Here is a 12241-nt window from a genome sequence, read left to right on the forward strand (position 1 = left end):
ACGCCACGCCCCTCTACCTTCTCATCGACAACATCCCCCAGGCCGTCTTCTTCGCCACCGACGAACTCCGCCCCAGCGCCCCCTCTGCCATCACCCAACTCAACGCCCTCAACATCCACCCCGTCCTCCTCACCGGAGACATCGCCGCCTCCGCCTCTCCCATCGCCCAGGCCGCCGGCATCACCGACATCCAATCCCATCTCCTCCCCGCCGAAAAACTAGCCGCCATCCGCACTCTCCAATCCTCCGGCCACAGCGTAGCCATGGTCGGCGACGGCATCAACGACGCAGCCGCCCTCGCGCAAGCCAACGCGGGCCTCGCGATGGCCTCCGGCTCCGACCTCGCCCGCGAAGCCGGCGACATCCTCCTCCTCCACCACGACCTCCGCCTCATCCCGCTCTCCATCCAGATCGCCCGCCGCACCACGCACATCATGCGCCAGAATCTAGGCTGGGCCGTCATCTACAACCTCATCGGCATCCCGCTCGCCGCCGGCGTCCTCTACCCCCACTTCCACATCCTCCTAAGCCCTATCCTCGCGAGCGCCGCCATGGCCCTAAGCTCCGTAAGCGTCCTCGCCAACTCCCTCCGCCTCCGCCGCCTCAAACCAATTTCTACGCCGCGATAGATTCCTCAGGCTGAGGAAACAGCACTCCAGTGCGTTGACCGATTTGACAATTTGACAAACGAATGACAAATAGATGACACCGCGGTTACGGTGATTTTGCTCTCATCAGGCAAGTCATGAACTGCTCGCGAGCCGACGAACGACCTTTCTGGGAGTATTTCCCGGACCCTCGCCTTATCCTCTTCTCCTGGTCACCCAATACCCAAGAACAGAACCGTGAAACAGCCACCTTAAACCCCTACAGACGAAGCGGCAGGTGCCGTTGCGCAGCGGTGCGCGTATAAACCGATCCCGCTGGCACTGCGAACACATGTGCAGGAATCCATCTGCACATCGAAGCCTCCTGCCGATCACCTACAACTACACAACCTGATATCAGAGAGGAACATCATCGTGAAAAAGATCGGCATGTTATTCGCCGCAGTTTTCGTCCTCGGAACCATGGCTCAATCGGCCCTGGCCCAGAACTTGGTCGCGTTCAGCGGAGGGATTGGCGACATTACCACTGGTTCAGCAGATACAGCCGTGTTTGGCGTCCCAGCTGCCGGCCAGATCTGGGTGATCCGGGACCTTCAAGCCGAAGTGAGGGTGGGCGGGCTCATCCAGGTCGACGGCCAGGGTCTCCTTCTGGGCGCAGGCAATGGCGTCGGGACCAACGCCGGCGCGAGCGTATTTGCGACGCTGTTCTGCGCAAATGACGGCGATGTCCAGCACAGCACCAATGCCGTAGGCGTACCGCTTCGGGCAAACGGCGATTTTCGCATTCAGGACTCGCTTTCGCCTGCCCCGCCGGATACCTGCACTAGCCCGGTGCTCCTCATCCGGGTCACAGCAAACGGGTCTTGGTTTGCCGCCGGGATTCCCTTCCTCACTCCCCCTTCCCCTCCCCTCCCCCATCTCCCCTTTCCCCCCAAATAGCTTCAGGTCGTCCAGAATGCAGCCGGTGCCATCCTCTCTCCGTTTGATTCCGGGCTTGGGATGCGCGGAATCAAGACACCGTCGGATGGCCCACACCTAACCCTTTCCACAAAATCGAGTGGCTGGTGGCTCATACACAATGACCACCCATACCTCGGGTGCCCCATTCATGCGGCCTCATCGCATGAGTGGGGCATCGCACGGCAGCGCGACCCGTCTTCTCTCCCTCAACGACCAACCCCGCCGCCACCTTCCCTCATCCCTGTTCTTCGATACACTAAAATCACCGCCTCCCGCGGATCAAACGTGCGCATCTTCACTCGCTACATCCTCCGCGAAGTCACCGGCTACGCCCTGCTCGGCGGCGTGCTCTTCACCTTCATTCTGTTCATGCGCTACCTGCTCCCGCTCATGGAGCTCACTGTCCGCGGCGTCGCTTCCCCTTTCGACATCGTTCGCCTTATCGGCTATCTCCTTCCCGGGTTCTTCTCCTTCACCATCCCCATGGCCGTGCTCATCGGCATCCTGCTTGGACTCAGCCGCCTCGCAGCCGACAGCGAAATCACCGCGATGCGCGCCTCCGGCCTCGGCATCCTCTCCTTCGTCCGCATCGTCAGCGTCTTCGCCATCTCCTTCTGGATCCTCGGCCTCGCCAACTCCCTCTTCGTCGCCCCCCACGCCGCCCAGGCCCTTCTCAATTATGAAGACGCCTCCAAGACCAGCCAGGCCACCGTCGAGATCCAGCCGCGCGTCTTCTACGAAGACTTCAAAAACTACGTCCTCTACGCACAGGACGTTATCCCCGGCGCCAACGGCACCGCCATCTGGCGCCACGTCTTCATCGCCGACCTCACCAAGCCCGAATCCCCCCACATCATCACCGCGAACGAGGCCACCGTCCTCGCCGGCGGCGCTCAAACCCTCCGCCTCGAACTCGCGGACGCCAGCCGCCACGACATCTCCGTCACCGACCCCAACCAGTACGACCTCGTCAGATTCAAGACCACCGAGCTCCCCATGGAGACCGGTCAGCAGGAAGGAGGCTCTCACCTCACTCGCCTCAACACCCGTAACGAGGCCATCGCCCTCCCTCAACTCTGGCATCTCGCCCACACTCCCGGCCCAGCCGCTCGCCCCTACCTCATCGAGCTGCACAATCGCTTCGCCTTCCCCACCGCCTGCCTCGTCCTCATGCTGGTCGGTGTTCCCCTTGGCCTCTCCTCCAAGCGCGGCGGCAAGGGAGCAGGCTTCGTCGCAACCCTTGGCCTGGTCTTCGTCTACTACTTCCTGTCCTCTGTAGGCATAGCCTTTGCGCGCCAGGGCAAGCTCCCGCCCGCACTCGGCGTCTGGGGAGCCAACATCCTCTTCGCTCTCGCCGGCCTTCTCCTCCTGCAGCAGATGTCCCGCGGCGGTGCCGTCCTCGAACTCTTCGCCAACGTCGGCCACGCGTTCACCAAACTCTTTGACCGCATGCGCCGCAACACCGCCGCCGGCGATCAGCTCCGCGCCCAGCACATCGGCGATGGCGCCATCATGCAGCGCATCCGTCGCGCCCTCCGCATCCGCTTTCCCCTCATCCTCGACGAGTACGTCATGGGCAGCTTCCTCCGCAACTTCGCCCTCGTCCTCTTCTCGCTCACCATCCTCTTCATCATCTTCACCTTCTTCGAGCTCATCGGAGACATCCTTCGCTATCGCACTCCCCTCGTCGTCGTCGGCGACTATCTGCTCAACCTCGTCCCCTTCATCCTCAACACCATCCTTCCCCTCTGCTCGCTCGTCGCCGTCCTCATCACCTTCGGCGCGCTCAATCGCAACAGCGAGCTCACCGCCATGAAGGCCACCGGCATCAGCCTCTACCGCATCGTCGCTCCCATGCTCGTAGTCGCCACCCTGCTCTCCGGCCTGCTCTTCATCTTCGACGAGACCTACCTCCCCGCAGCCAACCGCCGCCAGGAAGCCCTCCTCTCCGAAATCAAAGGCAAGCCCGCCCAGACCTTCCTCCGCCCCGATCGAAAATGGATGTCCGGTCAAACGAGTAGCTCCGGCTCCGGCCCAACCACCGCCACCAGCCAACCAACCCGCATCTTCTACTACCAGTTCTTCGATCCCGACCGGAACGTCTTCGCCAATCTCACCGTCTTCGAGTTCCAGCCTGGCACCTTCAATCTCACCCGCCGCATCTTCGCCCAGAGCGCGCGCTGGGACGACAATCTCAACGGATGGATCTTCGAAGACGGCTGGCAGCGTACCTTCCAGGGCGAATCCGTCGCCAGCTACCAGCCCTTCTCCATCTCCGCCTTCCCCGAGATCCACGAACAACCTTCTTACTTCAAGAAAGAAGATCGCCAGTCCGAACAGATGTCCTACACCGAGCTGGCCACCTACATCAACGACTTGAAGCAAAGTGGTTTTGACACCATGCGTCTCCGCGTCCAGCTAAATCGCAAGCTCGCGTACCCGCTCATGACGCTGGTCCTCGCCATCCTCGCCATCCCCTTCTCGCTCTTCGCCGGCAAGCGAGGCGGCATCGCCGGCGTCGGCACCGCCATCGGCGTAGCCATCTCTTATTGGGTCATCGCAGGCATCTTCGAAAACCTAGGCGACGTAAACTCCCTCCCCGCTATCCTCGCGGCCTGGTCCCCCGACCTACTCTTCGCCATAGCCGGCACCTATCTCCTCCTCCGCACCCCCACCTAGCTCATCTACCCTGTCATCTCGACCGGAGCGAAGTGCAGTGGAAAGACCCCTGTATTTGCCTTTGCTCTTGCCTTTGCTCTTGCCTTTGCCTTTGCTCTTGCCTTTGCTCTTGCCTTTGCCTTTGCCCTTGTCTTTGTCTTTGTCTTTGCTTTTGCCTTTCTGTCTGTCATTCCGAGCGCAGCGAGGAACCTGCTTCTCGCTCGCGCAGCGAGCGCCCGTTCTAGCCTTACTCAAACCTAAAAACTAGAACCCCTCCCCCAACCGAGCTAAACTAAACTCGACATGAAAACACAGACCCTCCCCCTTGCATCCCTCATCCTTGCTTTAGCTGCGCTTCCTCTGGGAGCCCAAACCACCGCAACGCCGACCGCCCATCACACCACCACAGCCGTACACCACGCCGCCACCCCCGGCTGCGTCAAGCTACCTGAGCTCTCCCCCAAGATCCCAGCCCTTCCCGCCAGCGCGCCCTGCGCCAAGATTCTCTACACCCTCACCCACACCCCCGACACCCATCTCGATTACGTATCCCCGCTCGTCTCCCCTGAGGTCCGCGCCGACCTCGCCGGCCAGAAGACCACCTACTCCCTCACCTACGTCGACACCGTCCTCGGCACAGGCGCGCTAGCCCAGCCCGGCAAGTTCTATACCGTCCACTACACCGGCTACCTCCCCGACGGCAGCAAGTTTGACTCCTCCGTCGACCGCGGCGAACCCATCAGCTTCCCCTACGGCAAGCACCGCGTCATCCAGGGGTGGGACACCGCCTTCGAAGGCATGCGCATTGGCGGCAAGCGCCGCCTCTTCATCCCCTACCAGCTCGCCTACGGCGAAGCCGGTCGCCCTCCCGTCATCCCCGCCAAGGCTGAACTCATCTTCGACGTAGAGTTCATCGCCCAGGGCGACGAAATGCCCAAGCCCAAGACCCCGCCCGCACCCATGGCCCGCCCCCTCAACCAGAAGCCAATAACACCTCCTCCCGCACCGCCCGCGGCCAAGCCAGCAACCCCACCGCCGACGTCCAGCACAACGCCCCCAGCCACCCAGCCCCAGAAGTAACTCAATCCCAACGGCGGCCGCAAGCATCCAACACGCGGCCGCCTCTTCGTTTCTCTACTCTCTACCCTCTACGCTCTACACTCTGCCCTTATGCTCTCCCGCCTCAGACCGCTCTTTCCCTACCTCCGCCGCTACTGGAGGAGCTTCGCCCTCGGCGGTCTAGCCCTCATCGTCTACAACGCCGCCAAGGCCATGATCCCCTTGCTCATCGGGGGCGCCACCCGTGACATCCAGAACGGCCTATCCGCCGCCAAGGTCGAGCACCACGCCATCCGGATCCTCGCCGTTGCCGTCGTTGCTGCCATCACCCTCTATCTCACCCGCCAGATCATCATCGGCGCCTCTCGCGAAATCGAGTTCGACCTCCGCAACGACCTCTTCTCTCACCTGGAATCTCAGCCACCCGAGTTCTTCCAGCGCCATCGCACGGGCGACATCATGGCGCACTCCACCAATGATTTAAACGCAGTCCGCCAACTCCTCGGCCCGGCCATCATGTACTCGGCCAACACCATCGTCTTCACCGCCTTCGCGCTTCCGTTCATGCTGCGCATCAGTCCGCGCCTGACGATGTTCGCGTTCCTGCCGCTGCCCTTCGCTTCCGTCTTAGTGCAGTACTTCGGCGCTCGCATCCACATCCGTTTCGAGCGCATCCAGGCCATGTTCTCCGACATCTCCGCACAGGCCGAAGAGAACTTCTCCGCCGCCCGCCTCATCCGCGCCTTCACCCAGGAAGAAGCCCAGATCGCCGCCTTCGAAACCTCCAACCAGGAGTACATCCGCCGCAGCCTGCTCCTCGCCCGCCTCATGGCCATGCTCTGGCCCACGCTCGAGTTCGTCCTCGGCGTCTCGCTCGTCGTCACCCTCCTGGTCGGCGGCCACGAAGTCGTAGCCCACCGCATCACCGTCGACCAGTTCTTCACCTACAACATCTTCATGGTCCAGCTCACCTGGCCGATGATCGCCATCGGCTGGGTCGTCAACCTGGTCCAGCGCGGCACGGCCTCAGTCACCCGCATCCACAACCTGATGACCGAAATGCCCACCATCACCGACGCCCAAGCCGACCCAGCCCTCGTCGCAGCCACCAACAATTTGTCATCCTTCGCCCCCAACAATTTGTCATCCGCCCCCAACAATCTATCGCCCCTCGGCCCCGATAAGTTGTCATCCTTCGCCGAGGGCGGAGGATCTGCTTCTCCAACTGGCGACACTCATCGCCTCGGCGGCAACCAGGTACCCCAAGGCTTCAGCCTTGGGTTTCATACGCCCGTAGAAAGGGGAGGGGCTTTAGCCCCGGCCCTCATCACCGGCCACATCACCTTCGACCACCTAAGCTTCACTTACCCCACCGGCCCGGAAGTCCTCCACGACATCACCCTCGACATCCCCGCCGGCTCCTCCCTCGCCATCGTAGGCCCCACCGGCAGCGGCAAGTCCACGCTAGTCTCCCTCATCCCCCGCCTCTACGACGCACCGCACAACAGCGTCCTCCTCGACGATCGCCCTCTCCGCGACTACCCCCTCCAAACCCTGCGCGCGTCCATCGGCTTCGTCCCCCAGGAGACCTTCCTCTTCTCCACCACCATCGCCAACAACATCGCCTTTGGAGTCCCCGCAGCCACCACCGACGCAGCCAAACAAATCCTCAACGAGCAGATCGAAGCCGCCGCCCGCACCGCCCACATCGCCGACGAAATCCTCGAGTTCCCCAGCGGTTTCCGCACCATCGTCGGCGAGCGCGGCGTCACACTCTCCGGCGGCCAGAAGCAGCGCACGGCCATCGCCCGCGCCATCCTCCGCAATCCCCCCATCCTCATCCTCGACGACGCCCTCGCCAGCGTAGACACCTACACCGAAGAACAAATCCTCGCCGGCCTCCACGAAGCCATGCAAGGCCGCACCACCATCCTCATCGCCCACCGCGTCTCCACCGCCCGCAACGCGGACCGCATCGCCGTCCTCATCGACGGCCGCATCGCCGAGCTAGGCACCCACGACGAACTCATCGCCCGCAACGGCTACTACACCGACCTCTTCGAAAAACAATCCCTAGAAGAAGAAATCCTCACCGCCTAGCTCTCGTCTCTCCACGTCTTTGCTTCTGAGATAGGCCCGGGCTTTAGCCCGGGCAATACGCGCCTCCCCCGAATGGGGCTTTAGCCCCTGGGACTCTCCTGCGCGCGGGCCTCAGCTCTTTCCCACGCCCATCACCTTCACAATCACCCGCTTCGCCCGCTGCCCATCGAACTCCGCATAAAAAACCCTCTGCCAAGTCCCCAAATCCAGCCGCCCATGCGTCACCGGCAGCGTCGTCTCATGATGCAGCAGCAGCGCTTTCAAATGCGCATCGCCATTATCCTCACCCGTCCGATGATGCTTATACCCCGGCCACCGCGGCGCCAGCTTCTCCAGCCACACGCCAATATCCTCAATCAACCCATCTTCGTTATCGTTGACATAGATCGCAGCCGTAATATGCATGGGCGAAACAAAGCAAAGCCCGTCATCGACGCCACTGCGCCGCACAATCGCCTCCACCTCCGGCGTAATGTGCACCATCTCATACTGCTCATCAGTTTTAAACGTCAGGTATTCGGTATGAACCTTCATGCGCCGATCTTAAACCAACCTACCGTTGCGGCGCAGGCGCACCCACTGGTGGCGGAGGCGGCGGTGCAGGCTCTCCCGGACCCTCCTGCGGCGGCATCGGCGACGGCTCACCACCCTTGCCTCTCACCGGCACATCCTTCCCATGCTCAGGATCGTAGTCATGCCGCTGCATCCACAGCTTGTACTCCGCCACCGGCTCCGAGCGCATACCGTCCCTGCCCTCCGCATACGCAAAGTCCTTCATGTCCGCATTGAAGTCACAGGTAAAGAACTTCCCTGCTTGCCCAAACACCGGCAACAGCACCACCAGCTGCTTGCCTTGTTTCTTCCACCGAGCCGGGTACGTCTCATACCCAAACGACGCCCGCACCTTGTAGTCACATTGGTAGTTGAAGTCCAGCCCACGCGCTTCGCCATTCTCATACAAATTGGCGCGACCATCTCCCTGCGTCTCATCCAGCGAACGCGTGCGATGGTAATAAAACGACGTCTGGCTGCGCCCAAAGATATGCAGCCGCAGCGGGTAATCCGCCGGATTTTTGCTATCCGCCAAAGCTCTCGGCGACATCGCCGCCATCATCATCGCCGCCACCATCACCAACCCAGCCACACCCTTCGAAACGCGCATCTGGAAGACTCCTTAGGTTCTCAATGTAAGACGAAAGTCACCCCGTTTGACGTTTCCTCCCCGCATCCAGTCTCGCCCTCCGAAAATAAATTTCGCCCCACCCCAACAACCCAATCCGCCAACCCCATCCAACCCTTTAGCTCGATGCTGAACATTGAAAGCTTAGATCTAGAAGCTAAGCGCTGGAATTAGCCGCTGGAAGAATCGAAGGGGCACGGCTGGTAGCCCAAGGCTTCCGCCTTGGGTCTCCGTGCCATAAACCTCAATCCCGGCAAAGGGCTTTAGCCCCTGAGGTAAGCTTTCGTCATGCGCGTCGCCGCCCTCCTCCTCGCTCTCGCCGCAACCGCGCCCCTCACCCTCCAAGCCCAGTGGACCATCCAGACCCCCACCACCGCAGACCTCCGCGGCATCGACAACGTAGGCAAGGGCATCGCCTGGGCCTCGGGCACCAACGGCACCGTCCTCCGCACCGAAGACGCCGGCTACCTCTGGCAGCGCTGCACCATCCCACCCAACGCCGAGCACCTCGACTTCCGCGGCATCCAGGCCTTCGACGCCAACACCGCCATCGTCATGTCCAGCGGCCCCGGCGACCAGTCCCGCCTCTACAAAACCACCAACGGCTGCCAAACCTGGAAGCTCCTCTTCACCAACCCCGACAAAACCGGCTTCTGGGACGCGATCAAATTTCGAGATCAAACTCACGGATATTTGCTGGGCGATCCAGTCGCGGGGAAATTTGAAATTCTCGAAACGAGCAACGGTGGTTCTTACTGGCAGACGTATTGGGGCGGAGTCGAGGCATCTCCCAACGAAGGCGCATTCGCTGCCAGCAATTCGTCATTGGCCTTAGGAGTAACGGAAGGTCATTCAGGCATAGGACTTATTTTTGGCACCGGCGCACCTCAACACGCCAGAGCGATTTGGATGGAAATTACGGGTGGGGGCGACGTGTTCTCATCGAATTGGAACGGGGCTGTTCTGCCAGTCGCTGCAGGTACATCGTCTGCTGGTGTTTTCGCGCTTGCGTTCGGCGATTCAACTCACCTCGTCGCCGTAGGCGGCGACTACCTCAAACCCAATGACTCCACTCGCATTACAGCCTTCACAACCAACGGCGGCAAAACTTGGCAAGCCGCCACAACCTCGCCCCACGGCTTCCGCAGCGCAGTAGCCTACGACTCAAAGGCCAAAATCTGGATCACGGTAGGCCCCAACGGGACCGACATCTCCACCGACGACGGCCGCAACTGGCGCCCCCTCCACCCCACCAACAACGACGCCCCCGACGCCGACCAGCACTGGAACGCCCTCTCCCTCCCCTACGCCGTAGGCCCCCACGGCCGCATCGGCATCCTCAACCCCTCCGCCCTCAAACCCATCTCAACCAAACCCTAGCTCTCAAATTCCGACGACAATCGGGTACCCCGAGGCTTTAGCCTCCGGTCTCATAGCCCCAAACCGAAGATGGGCTTTAGCCCTGAGGTATGCTCTTCCACATGGTGCCCCAGCAGAGCAACACCTACGCCATCTCCATCTCGACATTCCTCCAACATCGTCATTTCCAACACGAAGCCAACGCAGAACTATTCCTCAAAACTCTGCTCCGTTATCGTCACCAAGGAAAGTTCGAACTTCACGGCTTCGCGATCATGCCCGATCATGTCCATCTCCTCATAACGCCAGCGCTAGATCAATCCCTCCCAAAATGTATTCAGCTCATAAAGGGCGGATATTCCTTCGCCGCGCGAAGTCTCACCCAAAGGAAATCTGGCACACCAGCTATCACGAACATCGCATTCGCGATCTGGAAGACTACGACAACCAACTCCGCTACATCGCCAACAACCCATCAGCCGCAAAACTCGTCTCTGACTATCGGTACGTCCACACTCATCCCCAACATGCGTCATCCGTTGACGCATGCCCACAGCATCTGCTGAGATGAGCCAACCGCGCGTCAGACTCCTATCTAATTGCGGCGACACGCAGGTACCCCAAGGCTTTAGCCTTGGGTCTCATAACCGCAAAAACAAAAGGGGCTTTAGCCCTGGGGTATGCCGTCTTCGATGCTCGGCATCACCGGCTAGCAATCTCGGTCCGTCTCCGCGGCACACTCCGCACCCGCAGCCCACAAGCCGCCGGCACATTCGTCATCTGCTTCGCAAACACCCGAAACCCTGCAGTCCCCGGCTGCAGCGTAGCCCAATAACTCGTGCGCGACACCAGCGGCTTCCCCTGCGTGACAATCTGGTTCTCCATAATCTTCACGCCGCACCCAAGGTTGTTCTCCGGCGACAAAATCGTTCGCCCCGGATCCTTCACCGGCAGCGTACGATCCTTCTCCCAGTCGAAGTCGCATCCATACCTCTGCGCATCTTCATACTTCACCTGCATCAAGCCTTCCTGCCTCGCCGGCCTCTTAGTCACCGGATCAACAACGTTCACCGGAGCCTGCAAATGATGCACATCGGCCGTAGGATTCAGCCCAGCCTCCGCCGCCGCGATCGCCTGAAACATATAAGCCCAGAACTCCCGCTTCTGCGCCTCCGTCTCCTGGGTAAATCGCGGACAGTACACCCTTACCGCGCGGGCCGTCTTGTCGTCTAACATATCCGCCGGCAGAGCTTTCTCCACCACCGCATCCCACTGCGGATCCCACGTCGTTCCGCCAAGCTCCGCCTTCTTCACATCCAGCGGCGTCGGCGGAGCCGGCACCACCGCCGGTTGCGCGGGCTTCTGCACCACCTGCGTCGCAGGCCGCTCACATCCCGCAAACGCAACCATCAAGCACACGCAAACCACAGACGATCGAAGAGCCATCTACCGCACCATCCGTTCACCGAGCGCGCAAAGCTCTGCAAGCTCTCCAATTCTCTGATGCCGCAACCGCCGCTGAGGGAATGAGCTCGTTAGATAGAACGCCTCTCGCTCTTCTCTACGCTCTACACTCTATCCTCTACACTCTGTCTCATGACCCTCTACGCCGCCACCTCCAACCCCGGCAAGCTGGCCGAGTTTGCCACCAGCGCCAGCACGTCCGGTATTGAGGTCCTCGCCCTCCCCAACCTCCATCAAATCCCCGAGCCCATAGAAGACGCCACCACCTTCCAGGGCAACGCCGACCTCAAAGCCATCGCCTACTCCCTAGCTGCCCCAAACCTCCTCGTCTTCGCCGACGACTCCGGCCTCGAAGTCCCAGCCCTCAACAGCCAGCCCGGCGTCCGCTCCGCCCGCTTCGCCGACGACTACACAACCGAGCATCCAGAGGAGCCCGTTATCGACACCCCTGTATCACTCGGCTCTAAAGACGACCGCAACAATGCCCTCCTCCTCCAGCTCATGCAGAACGAACCCTCCCGCACCGCCCGCTTCGTCTGCAACCTCGCCCTCGCACGCAACGGCCAGGTCCTCTTCCGCGCCGAAGGCTCAGTCGAAGGCCAACTCCTCCACACCCCCAGGGGCGCCGACGGCTTCGGCTACGATCCCCTCTTCCTTGTCCCCTCCCTCAACCTCACCTTTGCCGAGATCCCCCGCGAACAAAAGTGGCAGCTCTCCCACCGTGGCAACGCCTTCCGCGCACTCCTCGCTCAACTCGCTTCCAGCCACCCCTAGCTATATACCGCACAGAACGAACGGTATTCGCACGAGCAACTTGACTGCGATATTTTGTCGTAGCAATAATCAGTTCCGC

Annotated in this window: 12 protein-coding genes; 8 read left to right on the forward strand and 4 right to left on the reverse strand. The window is 61.2% G+C overall.

Annotated features, from left to right (window positions below; genetic code table 11):
* From GSQ80_RS15500 to GSQ80_RS15510, 3 genes are all read left to right on the forward strand, one after another.
* Nucleotides 1–629 (forward strand): HAD-IC family P-type ATPase (locus GSQ80_RS15500; protein WP_158788462.1); only part of this gene is annotated, 629 nt, incomplete at its 5' end.
* Nucleotides 630–1022: 393 nt separating this feature from the next.
* Complete coding sequence (locus tag GSQ80_RS15505; protein WP_158788463.1) at nucleotides 1023–1547, forward strand: hypothetical protein; 525 nt, start codon at nucleotides 1023–1025, stop codon at nucleotides 1545–1547.
* A gap of 306 nt (nucleotides 1548–1853) precedes the next feature.
* Nucleotides 1854–4247: an LptF/LptG family permease gene (locus GSQ80_RS15510; protein ID WP_158788464.1), complete on the forward strand. Its 2394-nt coding sequence runs from the start codon at nucleotides 1854–1856 to the stop codon at nucleotides 4245–4247.
* Between the two features lie 5 nt (nucleotides 4248–4252).
* Here GSQ80_RS15510 and GSQ80_RS15515 read toward each other — a convergent pair whose 3' ends face one another.
* Nucleotides 4253–4417: a hypothetical protein gene (locus GSQ80_RS15515; RefSeq protein ID WP_158788465.1), complete on the reverse strand. Its 165-nt coding sequence runs from the start codon at nucleotides 4415–4417 to the stop codon at nucleotides 4253–4255.
* A gap of 112 nt (nucleotides 4418–4529) precedes the next feature.
* Here GSQ80_RS15515 and GSQ80_RS15520 point away from each other — a divergent pair, with 112 nt between their 5' ends.
* Nucleotides 4530–5306, forward strand: coding sequence for an FKBP-type peptidyl-prolyl cis-trans isomerase (locus GSQ80_RS15520; RefSeq protein WP_158788466.1), 777 nt, complete (start codon nucleotides 4530–4532; stop codon nucleotides 5304–5306).
* Between the two features lie 90 nt (nucleotides 5307–5396).
* The gene (locus GSQ80_RS23450; protein WP_254059672.1) at nucleotides 5397–7385 is read left to right on the forward strand and encodes an ABC transporter ATP-binding protein; all 1989 of its coding nucleotides are present in this window, start codon (nucleotides 5397–5399) and stop codon (nucleotides 7383–7385) included.
* Between the two features lie 111 nt (nucleotides 7386–7496).
* Here GSQ80_RS23450 and GSQ80_RS15535 read toward each other — a convergent pair whose 3' ends face one another.
* Together GSQ80_RS15535 and GSQ80_RS15540 are read right to left on the reverse strand one after the other, a co-directional pair.
* Complete coding sequence (locus GSQ80_RS15535) at nucleotides 7497–7919, reverse strand: secondary thiamine-phosphate synthase enzyme YjbQ (protein WP_158788467.1); 423 nt, start codon at nucleotides 7917–7919, stop codon at nucleotides 7497–7499.
* Nucleotides 7920–7938: 19 nt separating this feature from the next.
* A complete protein-coding gene (locus GSQ80_RS15540) occupies nucleotides 7939–8547 on the reverse strand; it encodes a hypothetical protein (protein WP_158788468.1) in 609 nt (202 codons plus the stop codon).
* Between the two features lie 306 nt (nucleotides 8548–8853).
* Here GSQ80_RS15540 and GSQ80_RS15545 point away from each other — a divergent pair, with 306 nt between their 5' ends.
* Both GSQ80_RS15545 and GSQ80_RS23940 read left to right on the forward strand, forming a co-directional pair.
* Complete coding sequence (locus tag GSQ80_RS15545; RefSeq protein ID WP_158788469.1) at nucleotides 8854–9945, forward strand: hypothetical protein; 1092 nt, start codon at nucleotides 8854–8856, stop codon at nucleotides 9943–9945.
* A 101-nt stretch (nucleotides 9946–10046) separates the two neighbouring features.
* A complete protein-coding gene (locus GSQ80_RS23940; protein ID WP_371315730.1) occupies nucleotides 10047–10490 on the forward strand; it encodes a transposase in 444 nt (147 codons plus the stop codon).
* A 136-nt stretch (nucleotides 10491–10626) separates the two neighbouring features.
* On the opposite strand, the gene GSQ80_RS15555 is transcribed toward GSQ80_RS23940, so the two are convergent.
* A complete protein-coding gene (locus GSQ80_RS15555) occupies nucleotides 10627–11370 on the reverse strand; it encodes a transglycosylase SLT domain-containing protein (RefSeq protein ID WP_158788471.1) in 744 nt (247 codons plus the stop codon).
* A 150-nt stretch (nucleotides 11371–11520) separates the two neighbouring features.
* Between GSQ80_RS15555 and GSQ80_RS15560 the strand changes: the two genes are divergently transcribed.
* Complete coding sequence (locus GSQ80_RS15560; protein ID WP_158788472.1) at nucleotides 11521–12162, forward strand: non-canonical purine NTP pyrophosphatase; 642 nt, start codon at nucleotides 11521–11523, stop codon at nucleotides 12160–12162.
* Nucleotides 12163–12241 lie beyond the last annotated feature (79 nt).

It is taken from the genome of Granulicella sp. L46 (assembly GCF_009765785.1).
Taxonomy (GTDB): domain Bacteria; phylum Acidobacteriota; class Terriglobia; order Terriglobales; family Acidobacteriaceae; genus Granulicella.